The sequence below is a fragment of the Candidatus Pelagibacter bacterium nBUS_27 genome (genome assembly GCF_051200985.1).
GTDB lineage: Bacteria > Pseudomonadota > Alphaproteobacteria > Pelagibacterales > Pelagibacteraceae > Pelagibacter.
The window spans coordinates 1,018,541-1,041,215 of record NZ_CP172845.1 but is presented as its reverse complement, the minus strand read 5'-3'; the positions used below and the strand labels follow the sequence as shown (position 1 = coordinate 1,041,215).

General features: G+C 30.0%; 28 protein-coding genes. 20 read left to right on the top strand and 8 right to left on the bottom strand.

Features of this window, described 5'->3' with window-relative positions:
* Positions 1–10 precede the first annotated feature (10 nt).
* The gene (locus ACIJYG_RS05590) at positions 11–2,440 is read left to right on the top strand and encodes an FAD-dependent oxidoreductase (protein ID WP_435087894.1); all 2,430 of its coding nucleotides are present in this window, start codon (positions 11–13) and stop codon (positions 2,438–2,440) included.
* Here the strand turns inward: ACIJYG_RS05590 and ACIJYG_RS05585 are convergent.
* Both ACIJYG_RS05585 and trxB read right to left on the bottom strand, forming a co-directional pair.
* Positions 2,437–3,456, bottom strand: coding sequence for an NAD-dependent epimerase/dehydratase family protein (locus ACIJYG_RS05585; RefSeq protein WP_435096076.1), 1,020 nt, complete (start codon positions 3,454–3,456; stop codon positions 2,437–2,439). The genes ACIJYG_RS05590 and ACIJYG_RS05585 overlap by 4 nt on opposite strands.
* A gap of 41 nt (positions 3,457–3,497) precedes the next feature.
* The gene (gene trxB / locus ACIJYG_RS05580) at positions 3,498–4,442 is read right to left on the bottom strand and encodes a thioredoxin-disulfide reductase (protein WP_435096073.1); all 945 of its coding nucleotides are present in this window, start codon (positions 4,440–4,442) and stop codon (positions 3,498–3,500) included.
* A gap of 21 nt (positions 4,443–4,463) precedes the next feature.
* Between trxB and ACIJYG_RS05575 the strand changes: the two genes are divergently transcribed.
* Both ACIJYG_RS05575 and ACIJYG_RS05570 read left to right on the top strand, forming a co-directional pair.
* Positions 4,464–5,408 carry a mitochondrial fission ELM1 family protein gene (locus tag ACIJYG_RS05575; RefSeq protein WP_435096070.1) on the top strand — a complete coding sequence of 315 codons (945 nt, stop codon included), beginning with the start codon at positions 4,464–4,466 and terminating at the stop codon, positions 5,406–5,408.
* Entirely contained in the window at positions 5,408–6,070 is a 663-nt protein-coding gene (locus ACIJYG_RS05570) for a hypothetical protein (RefSeq protein WP_435096067.1), read from the top strand. The genes ACIJYG_RS05575 and ACIJYG_RS05570 overlap by 1 nt, the downstream gene beginning before the upstream one ends.
* 5 nt (positions 6,071–6,075) lie before the next feature.
* Here the strand turns inward: ACIJYG_RS05570 and ACIJYG_RS05565 are convergent, their stop codons facing one another.
* Positions 6,076–6,603, bottom strand: a complete 528-nt coding sequence (locus ACIJYG_RS05565; RefSeq protein ID WP_435096064.1) for a hypothetical protein — start codon at positions 6,601–6,603, stop codon at positions 6,076–6,078.
* 79 nt (positions 6,604–6,682) lie between these two features.
* On the opposite strand from ACIJYG_RS05565, the gene ACIJYG_RS05560 reads away from it, so the two are divergent.
* Complete coding sequence (locus tag ACIJYG_RS05560) at positions 6,683–7,399, top strand: Crp/Fnr family transcriptional regulator (protein WP_435096061.1); 717 nt, start codon at positions 6,683–6,685, stop codon at positions 7,397–7,399.
* 40 nt (positions 7,400–7,439) lie between these two features.
* Here the strand turns inward: ACIJYG_RS05560 and ACIJYG_RS05555 are convergent, their stop codons facing one another.
* Positions 7,440–7,883 (bottom strand): Hsp20 family protein, encoded by a 444-nt coding sequence (locus tag ACIJYG_RS05555; RefSeq protein WP_435087885.1) that lies wholly within the window; start codon positions 7,881–7,883, stop codon positions 7,440–7,442.
* 103 nt (positions 7,884–7,986) lie between these two features.
* Between ACIJYG_RS05555 and ACIJYG_RS05550 the strand changes: the two genes are divergently transcribed.
* From ACIJYG_RS05550 to ACIJYG_RS05515, 8 genes are all read left to right on the top strand, one after another.
* Positions 7,987–8,214 carry a hypothetical protein gene (locus tag ACIJYG_RS05550; protein WP_435096058.1) on the top strand — a complete coding sequence of 76 codons (228 nt, stop codon included), beginning with the start codon at positions 7,987–7,989 and terminating at the stop codon, positions 8,212–8,214.
* A gap of 324 nt (positions 8,215–8,538) precedes the next feature.
* Positions 8,539–9,180 carry an aspartyl/asparaginyl beta-hydroxylase domain-containing protein gene (locus tag ACIJYG_RS05545; protein WP_435087883.1) on the top strand — a complete coding sequence of 214 codons (642 nt, stop codon included), beginning with the start codon at positions 8,539–8,541 and terminating at the stop codon, positions 9,178–9,180.
* The gene (locus tag ACIJYG_RS05540) at positions 9,168–9,422 is read left to right on the top strand and encodes a DUF6868 family protein (RefSeq protein ID WP_435087882.1); all 255 of its coding nucleotides are present in this window, start codon (positions 9,168–9,170) and stop codon (positions 9,420–9,422) included. Before ACIJYG_RS05545 ends, ACIJYG_RS05540 begins: the two co-directional genes overlap by 13 nt.
* A 173-nt stretch (positions 9,423–9,595) precedes the next feature.
* Positions 9,596–10,681, top strand: a complete 1,086-nt coding sequence (nirK, locus tag ACIJYG_RS05535) for a copper-containing nitrite reductase (RefSeq protein ID WP_435087881.1) — start codon at positions 9,596–9,598, stop codon at positions 10,679–10,681.
* 4 nt (positions 10,682–10,685) lie between these two features.
* Positions 10,686–10,919 (top strand): hypothetical protein, encoded by a 234-nt coding sequence (locus ACIJYG_RS05530; RefSeq protein WP_435087880.1) that lies wholly within the window; start codon positions 10,686–10,688, stop codon positions 10,917–10,919.
* Positions 10,916–11,338, top strand: a complete 423-nt coding sequence (locus ACIJYG_RS05525) for a plastocyanin/azurin family copper-binding protein (RefSeq protein ID WP_435087879.1) — start codon at positions 10,916–10,918, stop codon at positions 11,336–11,338. The genes ACIJYG_RS05530 and ACIJYG_RS05525 overlap by 4 nt, the downstream gene beginning before the upstream one ends.
* Before the next feature lie 3 nt (positions 11,339–11,341).
* On the top strand, positions 11,342–12,430 hold the full coding sequence (locus tag ACIJYG_RS05520; protein ID WP_435087878.1) for a ribonucleotide-diphosphate reductase subunit beta: 1,089 nt from the start codon (positions 11,342–11,344) through the stop codon (positions 12,428–12,430).
* Between the two features lie 12 nt (positions 12,431–12,442).
* Positions 12,443–13,126: a 2OG-Fe(II) oxygenase gene (locus ACIJYG_RS05515; RefSeq protein WP_435087876.1), complete on the top strand. Its 684-nt coding sequence runs from the start codon at positions 12,443–12,445 to the stop codon at positions 13,124–13,126.
* Positions 13,127–13,128: 2 nt separating this feature from the next.
* Here ACIJYG_RS05515 and ACIJYG_RS05510 read toward each other — a convergent pair whose 3' ends face one another.
* Complete coding sequence (locus ACIJYG_RS05510; RefSeq protein WP_435087875.1) at positions 13,129–13,317, bottom strand: hypothetical protein; 189 nt, start codon at positions 13,315–13,317, stop codon at positions 13,129–13,131.
* 44 nt (positions 13,318–13,361) lie between these two features.
* Complete coding sequence (locus ACIJYG_RS05505; protein ID WP_435087874.1) at positions 13,362–13,574, bottom strand: heme exporter protein CcmD; 213 nt, start codon at positions 13,572–13,574, stop codon at positions 13,362–13,364.
* A gap of 81 nt (positions 13,575–13,655) precedes the next feature.
* On the opposite strand from ACIJYG_RS05505, the gene ccoN reads away from it, so the two are divergent.
* From ccoN to ccoS, 8 genes are read left to right on the top strand one after another with little or no spacing between them, the layout of a single operon-like run.
* A complete protein-coding gene (gene ccoN, locus ACIJYG_RS05500) occupies positions 13,656–15,074 on the top strand; it encodes a cytochrome-c oxidase, cbb3-type subunit I (RefSeq protein WP_435087872.1) in 1,419 nt (472 codons plus the stop codon).
* The gene (ccoO, locus tag ACIJYG_RS05495; RefSeq protein WP_435087870.1) at positions 15,071–15,811 is read left to right on the top strand and encodes a cytochrome-c oxidase, cbb3-type subunit II; all 741 of its coding nucleotides are present in this window, start codon (positions 15,071–15,073) and stop codon (positions 15,809–15,811) included. Before ccoN ends, ccoO begins: the two co-directional genes overlap by 4 nt.
* On the top strand, positions 15,808–15,978 hold the full coding sequence (locus ACIJYG_RS05490; protein WP_435096055.1) for a cbb3-type cytochrome c oxidase subunit 3: 171 nt from the start codon (positions 15,808–15,810) through the stop codon (positions 15,976–15,978). Before ccoO ends, ACIJYG_RS05490 begins: the two co-directional genes overlap by 4 nt.
* Positions 15,962–16,840, top strand: a complete 879-nt coding sequence (gene ccoP, locus ACIJYG_RS05485) for a cytochrome-c oxidase, cbb3-type subunit III (RefSeq protein WP_435096052.1) — start codon at positions 15,962–15,964, stop codon at positions 16,838–16,840. Before ACIJYG_RS05490 ends, ccoP begins: the two co-directional genes overlap by 17 nt.
* Before the next feature lie 10 nt (positions 16,841–16,850).
* The gene (gene ccoG / locus ACIJYG_RS05480) at positions 16,851–18,272 is read left to right on the top strand and encodes a cytochrome c oxidase accessory protein CcoG (protein ID WP_435096050.1); all 1,422 of its coding nucleotides are present in this window, start codon (positions 16,851–16,853) and stop codon (positions 18,270–18,272) included.
* Position 18,273: 1 nt separating this feature from the next.
* Positions 18,274–18,735 (top strand): FixH family protein, encoded by a 462-nt coding sequence (locus tag ACIJYG_RS05475; RefSeq protein ID WP_435096047.1) that lies wholly within the window; start codon positions 18,274–18,276, stop codon positions 18,733–18,735.
* On the top strand, positions 18,687–20,906 hold the full coding sequence (locus tag ACIJYG_RS05470) for a heavy metal translocating P-type ATPase (RefSeq protein ID WP_435096044.1): 2,220 nt from the start codon (positions 18,687–18,689) through the stop codon (positions 20,904–20,906). Before ACIJYG_RS05475 ends, ACIJYG_RS05470 begins: the two co-directional genes overlap by 49 nt.
* A 2-nt stretch (positions 20,907–20,908) precedes the next feature.
* Positions 20,909–21,070, top strand: coding sequence for a cbb3-type cytochrome oxidase assembly protein CcoS (gene ccoS, locus ACIJYG_RS05465; protein WP_435096041.1), 162 nt, complete (start codon positions 20,909–20,911; stop codon positions 21,068–21,070).
* A 1-nt stretch (position 21,071) separates the two neighbouring features.
* On the opposite strand, the gene ACIJYG_RS05460 is transcribed toward ccoS, so the two are convergent.
* Positions 21,072–21,851 (bottom strand): EAL domain-containing protein, encoded by a 780-nt coding sequence (locus ACIJYG_RS05460; protein ID WP_435098862.1) that lies wholly within the window; start codon positions 21,849–21,851, stop codon positions 21,072–21,074.
* Positions 21,852–21,859: 8 nt separating this feature from the next.
* Entirely contained in the window at positions 21,860–22,675 is an 816-nt protein-coding gene (locus tag ACIJYG_RS05455) for a GGDEF domain-containing protein (protein WP_435096038.1), read from the bottom strand.

Here is a 22,675-nt window from a genome sequence, read left to right as displayed (position 1 = left end):
ATTAAAATTTATGGACAAAATACAATCACATGCAAAGTTAGTAATTATTGGAGGTGGTATAATGGGTGTAAGTCTTTTATATCATTTAACCAAAGAAGGATGGAGTGATGTGGTTTTAATTGAAAAAAGCGAACTTACTTCTGGTTCTACTTGGCATGCCGCAGGTCAGTGTCCACATATGTTAACAAGTTTGAATCTTGCAAAAATTCATCTTCATTCAACAAATCTCTATAAAAATCTTGAAAAAGAGACTGGTCAGCCAACTGGTTTTCATGAAACAGGAAGTTTAAGACTTGCATATACAAATGATGATTTGGAATGGTTTGATTACACTAAAGGAGTATTGGATATAGTAGGTGCGCCTTGTTCAATAATTTCTACAGAAGAAATTCAAAAATATCATCCATTTATAAAACTTGATGGAATTAAAGGAGCATTTTTAACAACTGAAGATGGCTATACTGATCCTACGAGCACAACGAATGCAATGGCTAAAGGCGCTAGGAATGGAGGAGCTAAAATTTACAGAAAAAATAGAGTAACCGACATTAAAAAAACATCCTCGGGTGAGTGGAAAGTAATTACTGAAAAAGGAGATATAATTTGTGAGCATGTTGTAAATGCTGCTGGAAGTTTTTGTCCTGAAGTAGCTGCAATGGTTGGGTTAAAAAATGTGCCAAGTATTAATATGGTTCATCAATATCTAGTAACGGAAGCTCATCCTGAAATAGAAAAATTAGATAAAGAATTACCAGTTGTTAGAGATCCAGACTCTTCATCTTACTTAAGACAAGAAGGCAAAGGATTATTAATTGGCCCATATGAAAAAGATGTAGCAGCCTGGGCATTAGATGGAATGGATTGGAAATTTGATATGGAATTACTAGAACCTGATTTAGATAGAATTGCAGATCATTTAGAAAAAGGTATGGATAGAATCCCTGAATTTAAAGATGTTGGAATAAAAAGAATAATATGTGGTCCTATTACTCATACACCTGACGATAATTTTTTAGCAGGACCAGCGCCTGGCCTTAAAAATTTTTGGATGTTTTGTGCTGCAAGCATTGGTATTGCACATGGAGGTGGAGCAGGAAAATACATGGCTCAATGGATTGTTCATGGAGACTCAGAAATTAACATGCAAGAATTTGAACCAAGACGTTACATGAGTTGGGTCAATAAAGATTATTCTGTTGAAAAGTCAAAGGAACAATATCGAAGAATGTATGTCACTCCAATGCCTCATGATAAAATTGAAATTGGAAGGCCAATGAAAACCACGCCAATATATCAAAAACTTAAAGATAAAGGTGCAGAATATTTTGATTTATATGGATGGGAAAAACCTGATTGGTTTAATAAAGATAATGTTAAAGAAGCTTTAAGTTACAAAAGAAATAACGTTTTTCCATATATTCAAAATGAATGTGAGCATGTTCATAATCATGTTGGTGTAATTGATTTAAGTAGTTTTTCTAAATTTGAAATTACAGGAGAGGATAGTTATCAATTTTTAAATAGATTATGCTCGAATAGAATTCCTAAAAAAGATGGAAGTATTATTTTAACCCATGCTCTAAATGATATTGGCAGAATTCAAACTGAGTTTACAATTACTAAATTAAAAGATAATCATTATTATGCTTTATCCGCAGCTATTTCAGAAATAAGAGACTTAGACTGGTTAAATCATAATAAACAAGAAGGTGAGAGAGTTATAATCAAAAATGTAACTCTTGAAAAAGGAGTTTTAGGTTTAATAGGACCTAAATCTAGAAATGTACTTCAAAAATTAACAGATTCAGATTTAAGTAATGAAAATTTTCCATGGTTAAAATCAAAGCATATAAAGATTAATAATATAGATGTAATTGCACTCAGAGTTAATTACATGGGAGAATTAGGCTGGGAGCTTCATCATTCAATAGATCAGATGAGTGAAATTTATGATCTTATTATTAAAGAAGGTAAACAAGAAAGTATTATTGACTTTGGAACTCGAGCAATGAATTCTATGAGAATTGAAAAAGGATATAGAGGATGGGGAACTGAACTTACTCCTGAAATTAGTGTTGTTGAAGCAGGTCTTGATAAATTTTTTAATCTTGAAAAGAAAAATGAATTTAAAGGGTCCAAAGCAGTAACAAAATTACTAGATAATGGAATAGAAACTAAGCTGGTATATCTTGAGGTTGAAGCAAAAGATGCTGATGCACATGGAAATGAACCTGTGTACTTTGATGATAAGAAAGTGGGACTTACTACTTCTGGAGCTTATGGTTTTAGAGTTAAAAAAAGTTTAGCTTTTGCATATGTTAAGCCAGATTGTGCAAACATAGGAAATGAGTTATTTATCAAAATTCAAGGAGCAAAAATCAAAGCAAAAATAATTGACGAACCTATCTTTGACAAAAATAACGATCGATTAAGATCTTAAATCAACCCAAGTCTTATTACTGAGTTTCCAGCATCTTTGATGCTATCTCGTGCTGGTTTAAATTTTATCCCCAATAAGTCTTCAGCATATGAAGTATCTGTTTGCATTAGAATGCCTAGTTCTGGTACCATAAGTTTTGCAGATGAATCCAGATAACTAATTAATTTTAACATAAAGTTTGGCATTTCTTTTTTTGGTAGTTTTTTTGCGTACTGTGGAAACTCTTCTTGCATAATTTTAGAAATTTCCAGCATTTTTTTAACTTCTGAACCAATTAATAGACGTCTTCCATTTACTTTAGAATTTTTTAATGAAAGTACATGTGCTTTTGCTACATCTTTTACATCAGAAATTAATATTCCAAAATTTGGAGCCATTGGATATTTTCCTTTAAGGAAAAGTTGAACATATTTAGTCGATGTATTTTCTTTATCATCTAATGCATCACCATTAACACCACCTGGATTAATTACAGTTAATTTATCTTTCAATCCTTTGCTTTCCATTAATTCCCAGGCAACTTTCTCAGCTTTAGTTTTAGATATAATATAATCGTTAGAACCACTCCATTCAGTATCTGACCAATCATTTTCTCCGACATTGTAAGGGTTGGTTCTATTTGGTCTTTTAAACATTGCGGCTATTGATGATGTTAGAACTATCTTTTCAATGTTAGCCTCTATACCCGCATTTAAAACTCTCAAAGTTCCCCCTTTAGCAGCTGGAACTAAAGCTTCTCTATTTCTTGAACTTTTCATGGGATAAGGAGAAGCAGTATGTATAATATATTTACAGTCTTTAGCAGCATCATTCCAACCTTCATCTTTTAAAAGATCCAATTCAACAAATGATAATTTATCTGTTGAAACATATTCGCTTATAGTTTTTTTAGTTTTCTCTAATGAATTTTGACTTCTAACAGTTCCCAAAACTTCATACCCAGAATTTAATAATTCAATTGCTATATGTTTCGCTATCCAGCCACTTATTCCAGTTAGTAGTACTTTATCAGTCATTTTGTTTTCCTCTAGTTTGTATTAAGTTTTAATGGCTCTTATCAGTGAGATAAAAATTTTTCAGCTTCAAGCGCAGCCATACAGCCCATCCCCGCAGCTGTTACAGCTTGTCTAAAAGTTTTGTCTTTAACATCTCCAGCAGCATAAACTCCAGGGACATTAGTTTCTGTAGAATCTGGTTTAGTTAATAAATAACCCTCTTTATCCATATCTAATTGTTCTTTAAATAAAGCTGTGGCTGGATCATGTCCAATCGCAATAAATAACCCATCAATCTTCATTTCTTGAATATCGTTAGTTTTTAAATTCTTAACTTTAATTGCTTTAACATTTTTAGGATCATTATCTCCGATAACTTCATCAACAGCACTATCCCAAATAATTTCAATTTTTTTATTTTCCATTAATTTTTTTTGAAGCATCTTTTCAGCTCTTAGTTCATCTCTTCTATGAATTAATTTAACTTTTGATGCAAATTTTGTGAGAAACATTGCTTCTTCAACAGCAGCATTACCACCACCAACAACTGCAACTTCTTTATCTTTAAAGAAAAAACCATCACAAGTAGCACAAGCTGAAACTCCAAAACCTCTGAATTCTTGTTCTGATTTTAAATTTAACCATCTAGCTTGAGCGCCTGTAGAAATTATAATGCTATCTGCCGTATATTTTTGACCACTATCGCCAACAGCTTCAAAGGGTGTAGATTTTAAATTTACCGATGAGATATGATCTTCAATCATTTCTGTTCCAACTGTTTTAGCCTGATCTTTCATCTGATCCATTAACCAAGGACCTTGAATTACATCTGCAAAACCTGGAAAATTTTCAACATCCGTAGTTGTTGTCAATTGCCCACCCGGTTGAACGCCGTAAACTAAAATTGGATTTAACATTGCACGTGCCGCATAAACTGCTGCAGTGTATCCGGCAGGACCAGATCCTATTATTAACACTTTTGTGTGTTTTGTTGGATTTTGACTCATATGGAAGCTATATAGTGATTAATGACTAAATTAAAAGGCATATTATTAACTCAAGGAATGCACGGCATGATTAGTCAGGTAGAGGGTTTGGCAAAAGCCTTAGATATCGATTTTACACACCACACAGTTGAACTAAATAGTTTTTGGAAAGTGATACCGCCTAAGCTGACACCCATTTCACAAAATGTGTATCAAAAAATTAATCAAGATGACTTTGATGTGATTATATCTTGTGGACGCAAAAGTGTTATCCCATCAATTCATTTAAAAAATAAAGCTAGTAAAAAAGTATTTAACATTCATATTCAAGATCCAAAAGTAGATTTAAATCATTTTGACTTTATTGTTGCCCCAGAACACGATGGATTAGAAGGTCAAAATGTTATCAACACCAAAGGCGCCATTCATTATCTTACAGAAAATGAAATTACTGAAAATAAAGATTACTTAAATTCATTTGTTAAAAAAGATGAAAGAAAAATTTGGACATTAATTATGGGTGGTCCAACAAAGTATTACGATTATTCCACAAAGAATATGAAACATATCTTTACGATGTTATATAAATTGCTAAAAAAACATGATTTTCAACTAGTTATAATCCCCTCAATGAGAACACCAATAAACACAATTCATTATGCCAAAGAATTTTTTGGAGATAATCATACGGTTATAATGGATGTCGATAAAAAAGCTTACCTGTCAGCTCTAGCAATTGCAGAGAATATTATTGTTACATGCGACTCTAGCTCAATGATCTCTGAGGCAGCTTTAACGGGAAAACCTATTTATGTAGCTAATATTTTGCCAAAAAAAAATGACAAAAGATTTCAAAGATTTAGAAATTTATTTAGAGAATTAAATATAACTAGAATTTTAGGTGAAGAGATTGAAAATTGGAACTATCAAAAATTAGACGAAACGAATAGAGTAGCAAGTATTATCAAACAACAAATTAATTCATAATGTCACTTTTAGATTCAATTCAAAACCAATCAAAAAAACACGAATTTCCTTTTGATCACTGGGAATACCATAATGCACTTACAGAGAGTGCAATAGAAGAGATAATCAAAGCAGATATTCCAGATGTAAGTAAACATAATTTAAATTATGATGGAACTAGAGCAATTGATGGTGGGGCTGCTGAGTTTAGAGAAGGAATAGCTTCTGGTGGTGAGGCAATAAAATTTAGATGTTTTGTAACTAAAGAAAATGAAAAACAATTTCCAAATTTAGTTAAATTCATTAACGAACTTCAATCTAAAGAAGTGCATCAAGCTATTTCAAAAATGATCAATAAAGATTTATCAAACTCATATGTTAGAGTTGAGGTTATTTGCGATCGTGAGGGATTTTGGTTGAAACCTCATTGTGATATTAAAGAGAAACTAATGTCAGGATTAATATTTGTTAATAATACTAACGAGTCAGAGGAACTTGGAACAGATTTTTATAATGATAAATTAGAAAAAGTAAAAACAGTTCCATACAAAAATAATTACGGATACATGTTTACTAGTGGTCCCAATACTTGGCACGGTATGGAAAAAAAGAAAATAGTTAAAGAAAGACGTTGTATTCAGGTAAATTATGTTACCTTTGAAACAGACTGGAAAGTTTTATAATTTAATTAAAGCTCTTTATTAGCTGTTAATATTTTATCAATTTTAATAAAGGTTCTCCATCCATCTGAGTTAACAATTTTTTTTTCATATTTTTTTTTTACCAAATCAAATGAAGAATTAAATCTAGGTAGTTCAACAATTTCACAGCTATTGTTTTCGGCAATATCAACAGCTCTATTAGTAAGTTGTAGATAAACTTTTTTTTCCAAAACAGGACTTGAAGAAATTAAATTTTCTACAACTAAACATTTAGAAAATTCTTTTTTAGCATTTTTGGAAAAGCCTTTATTTATAATGTCTTGCATTGAGTAAATTAGCAAACCAACATTGTACAAAGAATTATTTTTTGCAACCAAGATACCGTTCGACTCTTGTTTTAGAACTAATCTAACATAACTTTTTAATCTATCTAACCCCCAAGATGGAAATTCTTCAGCTAATAAAGGTAAAATACCCATTAAGTTTAAGTCACTATCTTGAAATCTTAAAATATTGAGACCTGGCAGATTGTTCGTATTATTTGTACTAAGCACACTTTGTATCTATCCTAAATTTAAAAGAACTATTTGATCTGGATCAATAACAATTTATACTTTGTTTATATATTTTGGTATGCAGTCAGCACAATTGAATAAAGAATTTAACGAAAAGAGCAGATGCTCAGAGTGCAATATTAGACCATACTCATTTTGCAGATGTCTACAGGAGGAAAAGCTCAAAGAATTTTCAAATATTTCATCAGAAAAAAAATTTCAAAATAAAGCAAACATTTTTTTGCAACAGGATGATGCAAAAAATATTTATAATATTACTGAAGGGAATGTTAAAATTTATCAATTAATTGATGATGGTCGTATTCAGATAATAGGTTTTCTCTATCCTGGAGATTTTTTTGGTTCTTATAAAAATGGTAAATACAATTATTGTGCAGAAGCTATTGGCCAGGTGCGTGTATGTGTTTTTGAACAGAAAAAACTAGATGAATACATTGATAAAAATATGGTTCTTGCAAAAGAGCTTTTGAATCAAACATCTCATGAATTAACACTGGCTCAAGATAGAATGGGTGTTCTTGGAAAATTAGATGCCACAGAGAGACTTACTAAGTTTTTAATAAATATATCAGATCAAAGAAAAAGAATTGGCTGGCAAAATAATCCAATAAGTTTACCAATGACAAGACAAGATATAGCTGATTACCTAGGTTTAACAATTGAAACAGTAAGTAGAGAAGTATCTAAATTAAAAACTTCAAACATAGTTAAAGTCTTATCTTCTAAGCAAATCTATATTAACGATTTCGATAAATTATCTAATCTTTCAAAATAAATTAAATAGCCTCAGTATTTAACTGAGACTATTCATAATATTATTGCCTGCTAGTAATTGGTATTTCCTCAACATATTTTGGCAAAGGTTTTTCTTCTCTTAACTTAATTGATAATAAACCTTTTTCCATGATCGCCTCTTTGACTTTTATATCCTTGCTTATAATAAAGCTGGCACAGATATTTTCTTTTTCAACACCTTTATAAAGATATTCTTTATCATCTTTTTCAATTTTATTATTTGAAGAAGACTTTATTATAAGAACATTATCTTCAACACTAACTTTGACATTTTTTTTATCAATGCCAGGTAATGCAACTTCAATGTTGTAGTCTTGTTTTCCTATCTTTGTAATATTGTAGCCACCTCTGTTGGTTTCAAAAGCATCCAATTCTCTATGATGAATATCTTCAAAATGTTTAAACATATCATCAAAACCAACTGAAAAAGGTTTTAATGAGTCTATAATTGATAGTGATTTCATGTTTCTCCTTTCTATTAATTTAAACTAACAAAACATGAAAAAAAAAATTTGGTTTAAATCAAAATTATGAATTATTGATTTTGATCAAAACTGATATTTTTTGATGCATATCAGCACAAAAATTAATCGTTTAAATATACTTACAACAAAAGGAGTAATAATGAACTACATGTTAACTAACAGGCCTTATCACGGTAAAGCTAATATTGCGATTGCAATGATATTCATTGCATTAGCGGTAACGTTGATTGCTGTTTATATGCCAAAATTTACTTCTAATCTTAAGACTGGAGTAGGTGGCACTGGTTTAGATTACAATCAAATACCATAATATAAAAAATAGATGGGTCCGGACCCCAATGTTAGTTTTGATTTAAATCAATATCAAATTTTAAAAAACATCTATTTTACAATTATGAAAATACATAATCTTGTAAAAACTTTGATACTAGCCATAGCTATAAGTTCTTTAATTACTTTTGCTACAATTTGGATTTCACCATATCTTTTCTAGGATAGGCCCCACCATTTCAGAGACAATGTTGATACTCGTAGGGTAGATACATGGTGAGACCTACTAATTTGTAACAGAATAAATCTTAATATTTTTGATTCACATCAACTTTTTCTTTTTAAATTTCTTTAAAAAAAAATCATGTCAATTAAAGATCTAGTTTATAAAGTTCCAGGTTTATCATTTGATGTTAATAGACTGGTTGACACTTATAGAGAAATTAAAAGAAAAAAAGAATTTGATCAAGGTGATGGGTCAGTGTCACATATAGATAGTATTTCTCTTAATAAAATTCCAGGTAATGATGATAGTACATCTGGAAAATATTCATGGGGACTTTATTGGACGAAACCAGATAGCTCAGGTCAAGAGGTGGCCAGAGCAGATTATATAGAGGAAAATAATTTCACAGAGTTTTTACCAGAGTTTGAAAACACATATTTTAAATTTGTTTACGATATATTATCTAGAAGATTCGCTTTAGGAAGAACTCGAATATTAAAAAAAGGACCAAGATCAACCTTGAGTTGGCACAAAGATCCAGAACCAAGGTTACATATACCAATTATTACTAATCCAGGATGTAGATTTGTAATTGAAGACAGATCTTTTCATTTACCTGCAGATGGGGGTGTATGGATAGTTAATGCAAAAAAATACCATAATTTTTTTAATGGTGGAGAAGAAGATAGAATACATTTGGTTGCAACACTTCCACATAGCAAATTATTTACTAAAAAAAAGTACACTTATAATCAACTTTGGGATCAATGGGCGAGCTAGATTTAAATCTTTTAGTAAATTTTTTAGCGTGGCTAATTATAGCTAATTTCTTATTTATAATTTTCCGAGTATTTATATTTGGAAGTTATCCTAAAAGTTTTATTTATAAGATACATCATTCATGCTTTAAAGTTTCACATAAAGATTTTGCAAAAGCACATTACAAAGGCATCATTCTCCATGTAACCTTAACAGTTTTTTTTGTTTTACTTCCTTATATTGTCTTAAGATATTCAATTTAATCTCATAAAATTTTTATCCACCTAACGTTTGACACAAATCAAATTATAAAAACTTTGATCAAGATCAAGTAAAATTTTGAATCAGTCATTAAGGTGATATTTATGGATACAAAAAATTATATATCTATCTTTATCTCTTTAATATTAATTTCAATTACATTACAGGCAAAAATATGAATACAAAAAAATATATATCTATCTTTATCTCTTTAATATTAATTTCAATTACATTTCAGGCAAAAAGTGGTGAAGCAGATAAGCTTCCTGTAGTTATCCAGGAGCTAGTGCCGGCACCATTAGTTCCAGCTCATAACATAGTTGCAAAAGGGGGACCCAAAGTAATTAAAGTTAGAATGAGTATTACAGAAAAAGTCATCACTATTGATAAACAAGGAACAAAGTTCAGAGTTTTTGCCTTTAATGATAGTGTACCAGGGCCACTTATCGTTGCCCATGTTGGAGATTATATTGAGCTAACATTAGTTAATCCTAAAAAGAATAACTTTGAGCACAATTTAGATTTTCATGCAGCAACAGGTGCTCTAGGTGGAGGAGGTCTTACACATATTTTACCAGGTGAAGCAGTAATACTAAGATGGAAGGCAACTAAACCAGGGGTATTTGTTTATCACTGTGCACCGGGTGGTGCCATGGTGCCTTGGCACGTTGTTAAAGGAATGAACGGCGCCGTTATGGTTTTACCTAGAGATGGATTGAAAGACAGAGAGGGAAATCCAATCACATATGACAAAGCATTTTACATTGGAGAACAGGATTTTTATCTTCCAAAAGATGATAATGGAAATTACAAGGAATATATTCACCCAGGTGATGGTTTTAGCGATGTTTTAGAAGTGATGAAAACATTAACACCTACTCATGTAGTATTTAATGGATCAGAAGGTGCTTTAGAGGGAGATAACGCTTTGACTGCAAAAGTAGGTGAAACGGTAATGTTTATCCATGCACAAGCAAATAGAGATACACGACCTCACTTAATTGGTGGACATGGTGATTATGTATGGCCAAACGGATCGTTTAATGATCCTCCAAGAACTAACTTAGAAACTTGGTTTGTACCTGGAGGTGCAGCTGGAGCAATGGTTTATAAATTTAGACAACCAGGAACTTATGTTTATCTAAATCATAATCTTATTGAAGCGTTTATCTTGGGGGCAAAAGCTGAAGTGAAAGTAACAGGTAAATGGAATAATGATTTAATGGAACAACTAATGGAGCCTACAAGAATTGCAGATTAATAATATGTATGTATCCGACAAAAGCTTGAATGAAAGTATAACGCTAGAAAAAATATCAAAATTACAAAATGAAAACAAATATCTCAAAGATGAAATGGATGAAGAATCACAAAAGTTCATACAAACTATAAGTGTTCTTAAAAGAGAGATTGAGTTTTATAAAAATAATACTGATATTTTAAATAGAGAAATTAAAAATCTAAAAAAAACACAAAGGAGAAAACTGTTTACATCATGAAAAAATATATATTAATACTTTTTTTAATATTTTCTAATTACGCGATGAGTGAAGAAATAAATATTAAAATGTTAAATAAGCTAGATAAAGAAAGAATGGTTTATTCAGAAAAGGTTATCAATATTAATGTTGGAGATAAAGTTTTTTGGGAAGCAACAGATAAAGGGCATAACGTCGAATTTATAAAAGGTGGCGTACCTGATGGTGTAGAAAAATTTAAATCTAGATTAAATGAAGATGTAAGTTATGAATTTACTATTCCAGGTATTTATGCCTATTGGTGTACTCCACACAAGAGTTTAGGAATGATAGGGTTTGTCATCGTTGGTGATGATAAGTCTAATTTAGATATGATTAAAAAAATAAGATTTTTTGGACAGTCTAAAAAATTAGCTAAAGTATTGATTGAACAAATATAAAAAATGGCACAAACAGTAAAAATTAATTCTGATACATCTAAGTTTGTAAATAAAAGTGGATTAATGACTGGTGACCCAATTTATAAACCATTCAGATATCCTTGGTGTTACGATGCTTGGTTGACGCAACAAAGAATTCATTGGTTGCCAGAGGAAGTTCCGTTAGGAGACGATGTAAGAGATTGGCAAAAAGTAATTTCTGCTTCAGAAAAAAATTTATTAAAACAGATATTTAGATTTTTTACTCAAGCAGATGTTGAGGTGAATAACTATTATATGGGTCACTGTATGAATGTATTTAAACCGACAGAAGTGAAAATGATGTTGTCTGTATTCTCTGCAATGGAAACTGTTCATATTGCGGCCTATTCTCACTTATTAGACACAATAGGTTTGCCTGAGACAGAATATTCTGAATTTTTAAAGATTAAAGCTATGAAGGATAAATATGATTACCTTCAAAAATGTGATGTGAATTCTCTTCATAATATCGCAAAAACACTGGCAATATTTAGCGCTTTTACTGAGGGTGTTCAACTATTTGCTAGTTTTGCAATTTTACTAAACTTTCCACGTCATAATAAAATGAAAGGAATGGGACAAATCATAACTTGGTCGGTGAGAGACGAAACTTTGCACTGCAATTCAATGATAAGATTGTTTCAGGTGTTCATTAAGGAAAATAAAGAAATTTGGACAGATAAATTAAAAAATGAGATTTATGAGGCCTGTAGAATAGCGGTATCACAGGAAGATGCCTTTATCGATGTTTCATTTGAAATGGGACCTCTTGAAAATCTAAAGGCACAAGAAGTAAAAGATTATATAAGATGGATTGCAGATAGAAGACTTGTTCAATTAGGACTTGATAGAATTTATAATATTAAAAAAAATCCATTAACTTGGTTGGACTCTATATTAAATGCTGTTGAACACATGAACTTTTTTGAAGGTAGATCCACAGAATATTCTAAAGCTGCAACCCAAGGTACATGGCATGAAGCTTTTGAAGATTTAAAATCACCTTATTTTGATTTACTTGAAAAAAATAAGGTAGTTGGTGAAACAGAATTTTTTAAACCTGAACATTAATAAGGAAATAAAATGTTAAATAAAACAGAGATAAAAGACAAACCAATATGTAAAAATTTTTTTGAATATAATGATGTTAGAAAAAATTTAAATAATGCTTTATCAGTTAAACACCCATTTAATTATTGGACATTTGATAAAGTTTTGCCAAAAAATTTAGTAGATAAATTTCTCAAACTTCCAATTGATCCACCAGTTATCAATTCTTATTCAGGAAAAAGAGAAAGCAACAACATGACACGAATATTTTTTAATAATGAAAATTGTAAAAAATATGATTGTATGGAGGAAATTGCAGAAATTTTTAACAGTGATGGAATTATCAGTACATTAAGTTTAATTTGTGGAAAAGAGTTATCAAAAGGGAAACTTCGTATTGAGTATACATTAGATACAGGAGACTTTTGGCTTGAGCCGCACTTAGATATTAAAGAAAAAATGTTAACTTTTTTAATTTATCTTTCAAGCGACTCAAACACCTATGCAAAAGATTGGGGAACTACAATTTACAACAAAGATTTAACATTCCATTCAAAAGCACCCTACAAACAGAATACTGGATTCATGTTTGTTCCAGGTGAAGATACATGGCACGGTGTACCTAAACAATATATTTTTGGAGTCAGAAGAAATTTGATTATAAATTATGTATCAAGTGATTGGAAAAGTACCAAAGAACTTTACAAACTATCTTAAATTTATTTTTTACAATTACATTCTTTAATAACAAAGAAATGGATCAATGCCATTGAGAACCACATCCAGGTCATTTCATTAATAGAAAATAAAGCGTTGCTGTGTGACATCATTGTGTCCTGATTAATATCTTTCCATAAAAATATTATTCCAAGGAATAGAAAAATAAGACCTGAGTAATTTATTTTCATCAATTCTTAACTAATAAATCTAAATATTGTAAAAAAGCTATGTTTTAAGCCAATAATTTTCTATTAGTTTCTTGTCTATAAGCTGCCTGTTTTTTTTCATTATCAAGTAAACCAAATTTTTTACGAAAGATTTCTCTCTCTTTCTCAAACTGTCGTTTAATTGAATAATGCAAAATTGAAAAACTTATAAGTGTAAAAATATATGCAGACCAAATATAAATTCCATAACCATTTAGATATAATATTTTATTAATCATATTATTTTTTAACCTTTTTTTTTTAAATAAAGATTGATCTGCATCAAATCTAATAAAAAATAAAAAAGATATATCTTTTTAATGATCAACTATAATGATGAGATAGTTAAAAAATTTACTATTGCATCTATATTTTGGCTTGTAGCGGGATTAGCAGCAGGTTTACTAATTGCTTTTCAGATGGTTTTCCCATCATTAAATTTTGAACCATTATTAACATTTGGTAGGTTGCGCCCCCTACACACTTCAGCTGTAGTATTTGCCTTTGGTGGCAATGTGTTGTTTGCAACAAGTTATTTTGTAGTTCAAAGAACTTGCCAAACTAGATTATCAGGTGATGGATGGGCAAATTTTACATTTTGGGGATACCAGGCATTTATTTTAATGGCTGGTTTAGGATATTTATTTGGAGTTACTCAAGGTAAAGAATATGCTGAACCAGAATGGTATGCTGATTTATGGTTAACAATAGTTTGGGTAATATATTTGATAATTTATTTAGTTACTCTTACAAAAAGAAAAGAACCTCACATTTATGTAGCTAATTGGTTTTTTCTTGCTTTCATAGTTACAGTTGCGGTTCTACATTTGGTTAACGGTGTTTCTATTCCAGTATCATTGTTTGGTGCAAAAAGTTATCCGTTATGGGGAGGTGTTCAAAGTGCAATGATCCAATGGTGGTATGGACATAATGCAGTAGGATTCTTTTTAACAGCTGGATTTCTTGGAATGGTTTATTATTTTATTCCAAAAAGAGCTAATCGACCAATTTACTCTTATAGGTTATCTATTTTACATTTCTGGTCTTTAATTTTTTTATATATTTGGGCGGGTCCCCATCATTTACATTACACAGCCTTACCAGATTGGGCTCAAACATTGGGTATGACTTTTTCAATTATGCTTTGGATGCCTAGTTGGGGTGGAATGATAAATGGAATGATGACGTTATCTGGAGCTTGGTACAAACTTCGAGAAGATCCTGTTTTAAAATTTATGATAATTTCTCTAGCATTTTATGGGATGAGTACTTTTGAAGGTCCTTTAATGTCTATTAAAGAAGTTAATGCATTAAGTCATTATACTGACTGGACTATTGGCCATGTTCACTCAGGCACATTAGGTTGGGTAGCATTTATTAGTTTTGGTGTAATTTATTATTTGTTTCCAGTTTTATGGAATAAAAAAAATCTTTACTCACTAAGATTGGTTAATATTCATCTTTGGATTTCCACTATTGGTATTGTTTTTTATATATCTTCAATGTGGGTATCAGGAATTATGCAGGGTTTGATGTGGAGAGCTTACGATAATCTGGGTTTTTTAGAGTATTCTTTTGTTGAAACGGTTATGGCGATGAAGCCATTTTATCTAATTAGAGGTATTGGTGGAGTTCTATTCTTTGTTGGAGTTTTGATCATGATTTACAACTTAATCAAAACTTTAGAGATACCTAGTACAAATAAATCAACAATTTCTCAAAAGGCTCAAATCCAATGATGGAAAAACATAAAAAATTAGAAAAAAACTCAATTTTATTATTAATTTTTACGGTTATAGCTGTTTCAATTGGGGGCATAATTGAAATCGTTCCACTTTTTAGATTGGAAACTACAATTGAACCAATTAAAGGTGTTAGACCTTATACACCCTTAGAACTTAAAGGATTTAATATTTATTTAAGAGAAGGTTGCTATACGTGCCACAGTCAACAAATCAGACCATTACGAGATGAAGTTGAACGTTACGGGCATTATTCTTTAGCAGCAGAAAGTATGTATGATCACCCATTTCAATGGGGATCAAAAAGAACAGGGCCAGATCTTGCACGTTTAGGAGGTAAATATTCTGATGAGTGGCATGTAGAACATTTAATCAAACCTCAAAATGTAGTTCCAGAGTCAATTATGCCTAGCTACAAACATTTAAGTAATCGAGTTTTAAGCTTTGATGACATGGGAAAACATCTGAGAGCATTAAAAATTACTGGTGTTCCTTACACAAAGGAGATGATTGAAAATGCTTCAAAGGATGGTCTTGCACAATTAAGACCAGAAACAGATTTAGCAGAAAATTTAAGAAATAGATATGGTGAAAAAGTAAATATCAGAGATTTTGATGGTAATGAAAACTTACCCACAGAATTAGATGCTTTGATTTCTTACCTTCAGGTCTTAGGAAGTATGGCGGATCTAAAAAATTATGACCCTCAAATAGTTGAAGAGGTTAAAAAATGATAAGTTTTATTTCTGACAATGCAGGTGTTTTAGGTCTAATTATTTTTTTTTCTATTTTTTCAGTAGTTGTTATTTGGTTATTTAACCCAAATTTTAAAAAAAAAATTGAGTCACATAAATTTATACCAATTAAAAATGAAAAAGTAATCTATGTCCGAAAAAAATAACAATAAAGAGATTGATAAAATAACAGGCCAAGAAACTACCGGACATGAGTGGGATGGTTTAAAAGAATTAAATACACCTGCACCAAGGTGGTGGATATGGGTATTTATAGTTACAGTAATTTGGTCAGTTGGTTATTGGATTGTTTATCCTTCTTGGCCAACTTTGACTGGAAGCGGTTATCGTGGAGGCACAGTTGGAATACTAGATTGGACTCAATATAAAAAATTAAGAGATAATCAAAAAGAAATATTAGATATTAGAGAAAATTATAAAGAGTTTTTTAAAGCAACCTCATTTGACGAAATACTTAAAGATAAAAAATCTTACACTTATGCAGTAGCAGGAGGTAAAGCGGCATTTAGAGATAATTGTGCAACATGTCATGGATCAGGTGCCGCTGGAGCCAAGGGGTATCCTAATTTAAACGATGATGATTGGTTGTGGGGAGGAAACGTTGAGCAAATTTATTCATCCATAAAATATGGTATTAGATCTGGTCATGATGAAGGTAAATATTCTGAAATGCCAGAGTTTGCAGAAGTTTTAAATGATGAGCAAATTAATGAGTTGGCTGAATACATCTTATCTCTCAATGAAAATAACAACCAATCAAGTGAAAATACCTTATTTGCTGATAATTGTGCTGCTTGTCATGGAAACAATGGTGAGGGAATTCAAGAATTGGGCGCTCCTAATTTGAGAGATAATATTTGGTTTTATAGTAGTGGTGATAAATCGAGCATCATTTCTCAAATTAAAAAGCCAAAACATGGAATTATGCCTGCATGGGAGGATCGTTTAGATGACCCAACTATAAGAATGTTAGCTTTATATATTCATTCACTATCAGCGTCACAATAAGACATTAATTATGCAAGAAAGTTTGGAAAAAAATCCACTACGTTTGTTTTCTGAGCAAAAAATCATCTTTCCAAAAAGAGTTTGGGGAAAATTTAGAAAAATAAAATGGATTATTATGACTTGCACATTGTTTGTTTATTATTTTGCTCCTTGGATAAGATGGGATAGAGGTCCACAGATACCAAATCAAGCAATATTAATTGATATGCCGAATAGAAGAGCATATTTTTTTTTCATTGAGATATGGCCACAGGAAATTTATTTCTTAACTGGAATATTAATATTCTTAGCAGTAGCATTATTTTTAAGCACAAGTCTTGTAGGGCGTGCCTGGTGTGGTTATGCGTGTCCACAAACTGTTTGGACTGATTTATTTGTTTGGGTGGAAAGAATTTTTCAAGGAGATCGTAACTCTAGAATGAAATTAAGCAATGCACCGATCAGTTTTAACAAAATATGGAGAAAACTATCAACTCATATAGCTTGGATCGTAATTGCAATATTAACTGGAGGTGCGTGGGTTTTTTATTTTAATGATGCACCAACATTATTAGAACAAATTATAAATTTTGATGTTCCTTGGTCTGTTTTAAGCTGGATTGTAGTTTTAACTTTTTCAACTTATTTGATGGCTGGTTTTGCAAGAGAGCAGGTTTGTACTTATATGTGTCCCTATGCTCGGTTTCAGTCAGCAATGTTTGATAGGGATACATTAATTATAAGTTATGATGAATTTAGGGGAGAGCCAAGAGGCAAACATAAAGCCGGTGATAGTTGGGAGAACAAAGGTCACTGCATTAATTGTACAGAATGTATTCAAGTTTGTCCTATGGGCATTGATATAAGACAAGGTTTGCAAATGGAATGTATTGCCTGTGGTTTGTGTATAGATGCATGTAATAAGATTATGAAGAAAATTAATCTTCCAGCGGGATTAATTAGATATGACACAGAAAAAAATAAAGGTAGACGCTTTAGAAACGAAAAAGAAAAAAAAGGCTTATTAAGGGGACGCACATATAGTTATTTATCAATCCTTCTTATTTTAAGTGCTGCAATTCTTTATATGCTGTTGAATAGATCAATTTTAGAACTTAATGTTTTGCATGATAGAAATCCATTATTTGTAAAACTTTCAAATGGTCAAATAAGAAATAGTTATGATATTAAAATTCTCAACAAATCATTTATAAGTAAGAAATATTCACTCTCTATTGAAGGTCTAAAAAATTCAAAAATTAAAATTCAAGGTATAGAAAGTTTATCTTCTAACAACTTACCTGTTGTGGCTAATAGTGTTGGTCATTATCGTATTTTTCTTATAGCGGATAAAAATAAAGAGGTACGAAAAAAAGTAATTTTCAATATTAAAGAATTAGATGATGAAATATCGGACACAGTAGAAAACATATTTATTAGTGGGAAATATTAGTATGATTAAGCAAAAAAATAACAGTTTTCCTCATTATTTTATAGTTTTCTTCGTTATTTTGATAATTTTAGATAGCATATTTGTTTATCTAGCAACCTCAACTCATAGAGGTGTAGTAACTGAGAACGCTTACAATCAAGGATTAAATTACAACAAAATAATTGAGGCTAGTAAAAAACAAAATGATTTAAATTGGAAAAGTGAAATCATTTATCAAGAGGATTTTCTAAATTTTTATTTAGAAAATGAAAAAAAAGATAGTTTTGATGGAGCTTCTGTTACAGCTTTTTTAGTTAGACCAACTCAAACTGGTTATGATTTTTCAATTAAATTAGAAAAACAAACAAATGGTAAATTCCAAAAATTAATTAAATTTCCTTTAAAAGGACAGTGGGATGTAAAGATATTAGTAATATGGAACAAGCACAAATATCAAACAATAAAACGAATTTTAATAAAGTAGAGATAAATAAATTATTTTCTCCTTTTGTTAAAATTGATCCAAAAAATAATAATAGTATTATTTTTAAAGTAAAAAATATTCATTGTGCTTCATGTATCCATCTTATTGAAAAATCACTTTACACTTTAAAAAATGTTTTTTTTGTAAGAGTAAATATGTCTACTGAAAAATTAGAAATTAAATGGGTAGGTGAAAAAAAATTAGCAGATAAATTTGCTAAAATTGTATCTGATTTAGGATATCCAATTAGTTTGTATGATGTTGATAATTTAGATGATGATTTTGAAGAGAATAAAAAAGTCTTGATAAGATCTATTGCAGTGTCAGGCTTTGCAGCAGCGAATTTAATGTTAATTTCAGTTGGCTTATGGTCATCATCAGTTGAGACAATGGGATTTGCAACAAGAGAACTATTTCAATGGATTTCAAGTTTAATTGCACTACCAGCTATAATCTATTCTGGAAGACCATTTTTTTATTCAGCATTAAAAGTTTTGCTAAAAAAAAATACAAATATGGATGTGCCGATTTCATTAGCAGTAATTCTAACTAGTTTAATAAGTCTATTTGAAACAGTTAATAATGGTGAACATATCTATTTCGACTCTGCAATAATGTTATTGTTTTTTTTACTCATTGGCAGGTATCTAGATGTCTTAGCAAAAGGTAAGGCAAAAAAATCTGCTAAAGAATTACTTTCAGCTTTAGGTGGAACTGCAACAGTTATAAAGGATGAAAAACAAGTAATTGTTCCGATAAAAGACATAAGGACAGGAGATATTATTACAATTTCTATAGGAGAAAAAATACCTGCAGATGGAATTATTCTAAACGGATCTACAGAAATAGATTTAAGTCTTATTAGTGGTGAAACATTACCTAAAAAAGCAAATATAAATGATAATGTATTTGCCGGTACAATTAACATTTCAGCACCAATTCAAATTGAAGTTTCTAAATCTACAGAAAATAATTTACTCACAAACATTGTGAAACTAATGGAAAAAGCAGAGATAAGTAAATCCAAGTACACCAGAATTGCTGATAAAGCAGCCAAATTATACACACCAACAGTACATTTAGCTGGCTTATTTACATTTATTGGATGGTGGATGTTCGCTGATTTAGCTTGGCAACCCTCACTTTTAATAGCTGTAACCGTATTAATTATTACATGTCCCTGTGCTTTAGGTTTAGCAGTTCCAGTCGTTCAGGTATTAGCAAATAATTCGCTTATGAAAAAAGGCATCTATTTAAAATCTGGTGATGCTTTGGAAAAATTATCAAAAGTGAAATATGTAATTTTAGATAAGACAGGAACACTAACAGTGGGTAAGCCTAATTTAATAGGATCATACTCAGAAGAAGATCTACAAATTGCAGCATCGTTAGCACATTATAGCAAGCATCCTTTTTCAAGATCTATTTGTAATCAATTTAATGGCAAATTACTTAATTTAGATAATGTAAAAGAAATAATTGGTTGTGGAGTGGAAGGATATTTTAAAGGTAAATTATTAAAACTAGGAAAAAAAAATTGGTCTTGTCCTTCACAAAAAGATGAAGATGAAATTTTTTCAGAGATATGGCTTTCAGTAGAAAATGAAAAAAAAATCTGTTTTAGTTTTGAGGATCAATTACGAGAAGACACCAAGGATGTAATTGATGAGATTAAAAAATTAGGAGTTATTCCAATAATTTTATCTGGTGATCGAAATGAGGTAGTAAAAAGAATAGCAAAACACCTTAGTATAAATGATTATTATTCTGAATTTTCAATAGAAATGAAAAGTGAATTTATTAGAAAATTAAAATTACAAAATAAAGAAATTCTGATGGTCGGAGATGGTTTGAATGATGCCCCATCGCTGGCTGAAGCTGATGTATCTATTTCACCATCAACCGCAATGGATATTACCCAAAATACTGCAGACATTGTTTTTCAAGGTGAAAAACTATTTCCAATTATTAGTTGTATTAAAGTTGCAAAAAAATCTGTTTTATTAATCAAACAAAATTTTTTAATGGCAGTTATTTATAATATCTTTGCTATTCCTATGGCGATAATAGGTTTAGTTACACCATTAATTGCAGCTATTGCAATGTCAAGTTCTTCACTATTTGTAATTGGAAATAGTTTTCGTTTAAATCTAAAAAGGAAAAAATTTTAATCATGAATATTTTGCTCTATCTTATACCTATTGCACTTACTCTTGGTTTAATAGGGTTACTAGCATTTTTATGGACGTTAAAAAATAATCAATACGAAGATCTAGAAGGAGCTTCTGAAAGAATTTTGATTGAAGAAGAAAAGGAAAAAAACGAGAGAGACTAGTCTAATTGTATTTAGCAGAAAATTGTTTTATATATCCTTCAATTTGATTACCTGGCATTGGTTTGGAAAATAAAAAACCTTGTATTAAATGTATATCAATTTCTTTTAGATATTTTAGCTGCTCTTTAGTTTCAACTCCTTCAGCTATTATTTGATTATTTAATCTAGTTGCCATTGTTTTAATTCCTTCTACCGCAACACGAGAGCGTTTATTAGTTACAACATTATCAATTAACTGTTTATCTAATTTAATGATATTCCAGGGTGTATTAATCAAACGTTCAAGATTACTTCCTTTTACTCCATAATCATCTAAAGCAACTGACACTCCTTGATTTTTCGCATATTGTATTTCATTATTGGCCACTTTGTCATCAATTCTAGTATTTTGCGCTTCTGTAATTTCTATTATTATTTCATTATCAATTAAAGTTTTTATATATTCTATTTCTTCCATCAATAGCTTTCCTGCTCCAATATTTGCAAAGTGAGACATTTGAAAATTAATTGAAAATTTTATCCTTTTATCGATATTAATATTTTTAAAACTTTTATCAAAAACCGTTCTCCATATTCTAGTACCTTCTTTCATAGATCTTGCATTTAAGTGAATAAATTTAGATAAGAAATCTTTTGGTAAAAGTATAGTACCATTAGGCTTAGTCCATCTAATTAAACATTCAAAAAATTTAATTGAATTATTTTTTACATCAATAATAGGTTGAAAATAAAAACTTAATTGACTTTTTTTAAGAGCTTCACTTAATCCATCAAGTGTAATAATTTCATCTAATTCTTTAGAGACACTAATAAATTTATCATCTGCAAATTTATAATTATTACGACCTTTTTTTTAACAACTTGCAAAGCTCTGTCGGCGTATGATAAAGAATCTGAAATTTTACCATCAACAGGAAGTAATGCAGAACCAAATGAACACGTTTTTTGTATTATTATCTTATTATCATCTAAGAAAATACTATTCAATTTATTATGAATAGATTTTGAAAATTTATTTATCTTTTGAGATAGAGTAAAACTTTTATATCCTTTTGTAGTTTCATATTTTTTTTCAATATCTTTTAAATTGAAAAGTAGTGCAAATTCTTCACCACCTAATCTTACAGAATTTAAACTATCTACTCCAATTTTTATTAGTTCTTGACCAAATTTTTTTAAATATTTGTCACCAACTTCATGACCATAACTATCATTAACACTTTTAAAATAATCAATATCAATAATTAGAATTAAATAATCAAATTTTCTTTTACCATTATCACCATTATTAAAAAAGAAACTTCTTCTTGTTTGAACATTTGTAAGTTCATCAACATTAACTATACTTTCCAATTTATCTGTTTTAATTACAACATAAGATAAAAATATTACTAATAAAAAAAATAATATAAAAACAAATACAGCTTCATAATAAAAAACAATAATAAAATTATTTTTGATAATATCATTAATACTTTCAAACTCATGATCGTGAACAGGTGAGAATAAATGAATTAAAAAAAAAACTGAAAATATTACAATAGATAAAATTAATAAAAGTATAACTTTATGTGTTGTTTTTAAACTTATTAATAATTTTATCAT

Coding starts and splice junctions, on each gene's coding strand:
- ACIJYG_RS05590 (WP_435087894.1), top strand. CDS start 11: ATGGACAAAATACAATCACATGCAAAGTTAGTAATTATTGGAGGTGGT.
- ACIJYG_RS05585 (WP_435096076.1), bottom strand. CDS start 3,456: ATGACTGATAAAGTACTACTAACTGGAATAAGTGGCTGGATAGCGAAA.
- trxB (WP_435096073.1), bottom strand. CDS start 4,442: ATGAGTCAAAATCCAACAAAACACACAAAAGTGTTAATAATAGGATCT.
- ACIJYG_RS05575 (WP_435096070.1), top strand. CDS start 4,464: ATGACTAAATTAAAAGGCATATTATTAACTCAAGGAATGCACGGCATG.
- ACIJYG_RS05570 (WP_435096067.1), top strand. CDS start 5,408: ATGTCACTTTTAGATTCAATTCAAAACCAATCAAAAAAACACGAATTT.
- ACIJYG_RS05560 (WP_435096061.1), top strand. CDS start 6,683: ATGCAGTCAGCACAATTGAATAAAGAATTTAACGAAAAGAGCAGATGC.
- ACIJYG_RS05555 (WP_435087885.1), bottom strand. CDS start 7,883: ATGAAATCACTATCAATTATAGACTCATTAAAACCTTTTTCAGTTGGT.
- ACIJYG_RS05550 (WP_435096058.1), top strand. CDS start 7,987: ATGCATATCAGCACAAAAATTAATCGTTTAAATATACTTACAACAAAA.
- ACIJYG_RS05545 (WP_435087883.1), top strand. CDS start 8,539: ATGTCAATTAAAGATCTAGTTTATAAAGTTCCAGGTTTATCATTTGAT.
- ACIJYG_RS05540 (WP_435087882.1), top strand. CDS start 9,168: ATGGGCGAGCTAGATTTAAATCTTTTAGTAAATTTTTTAGCGTGGCTA.
- nirK (WP_435087881.1), top strand. CDS start 9,596: ATGAATACAAAAAAATATATATCTATCTTTATCTCTTTAATATTAATT.
- ACIJYG_RS05530 (WP_435087880.1), top strand. CDS start 10,686: ATGTATGTATCCGACAAAAGCTTGAATGAAAGTATAACGCTAGAAAAA.
- ACIJYG_RS05525 (WP_435087879.1), top strand. CDS start 10,916: ATGAAAAAATATATATTAATACTTTTTTTAATATTTTCTAATTACGCG.
- ACIJYG_RS05520 (WP_435087878.1), top strand. CDS start 11,342: ATGGCACAAACAGTAAAAATTAATTCTGATACATCTAAGTTTGTAAAT.
- ACIJYG_RS05515 (WP_435087876.1), top strand. CDS start 12,443: ATGTTAAATAAAACAGAGATAAAAGACAAACCAATATGTAAAAATTTT.
- ACIJYG_RS05510 (WP_435087875.1), bottom strand. CDS start 13,317: ATGAAAATAAATTACTCAGGTCTTATTTTTCTATTCCTTGGAATAATA.
- ACIJYG_RS05505 (WP_435087874.1), bottom strand. CDS start 13,574: ATGATTAATAAAATATTATATCTAAATGGTTATGGAATTTATATTTGG.
- ccoN (WP_435087872.1), top strand. CDS start 13,656: ATGATCAACTATAATGATGAGATAGTTAAAAAATTTACTATTGCATCT.
- ccoO (WP_435087870.1), top strand. CDS start 15,071: ATGATGGAAAAACATAAAAAATTAGAAAAAAACTCAATTTTATTATTA.
- ACIJYG_RS05490 (WP_435096055.1), top strand. CDS start 15,808: ATGATAAGTTTTATTTCTGACAATGCAGGTGTTTTAGGTCTAATTATT.
- ccoP (WP_435096052.1), top strand. CDS start 15,962: ATGTCCGAAAAAAATAACAATAAAGAGATTGATAAAATAACAGGCCAA.
- ccoG (WP_435096050.1), top strand. CDS start 16,851: ATGCAAGAAAGTTTGGAAAAAAATCCACTACGTTTGTTTTCTGAGCAA.
- ACIJYG_RS05475 (WP_435096047.1), top strand. CDS start 18,274: ATGATTAAGCAAAAAAATAACAGTTTTCCTCATTATTTTATAGTTTTC.
- ACIJYG_RS05470 (WP_435096044.1), top strand. CDS start 18,687: ATGGAACAAGCACAAATATCAAACAATAAAACGAATTTTAATAAAGTA.
- ccoS (WP_435096041.1), top strand. CDS start 20,909: ATGAATATTTTGCTCTATCTTATACCTATTGCACTTACTCTTGGTTTA.
- ACIJYG_RS05455 (WP_435096038.1), bottom strand. CDS start 22,675: ATGATAAAATTATTAATAAGTTTAAAAACAACACATAAAGTTATACTT.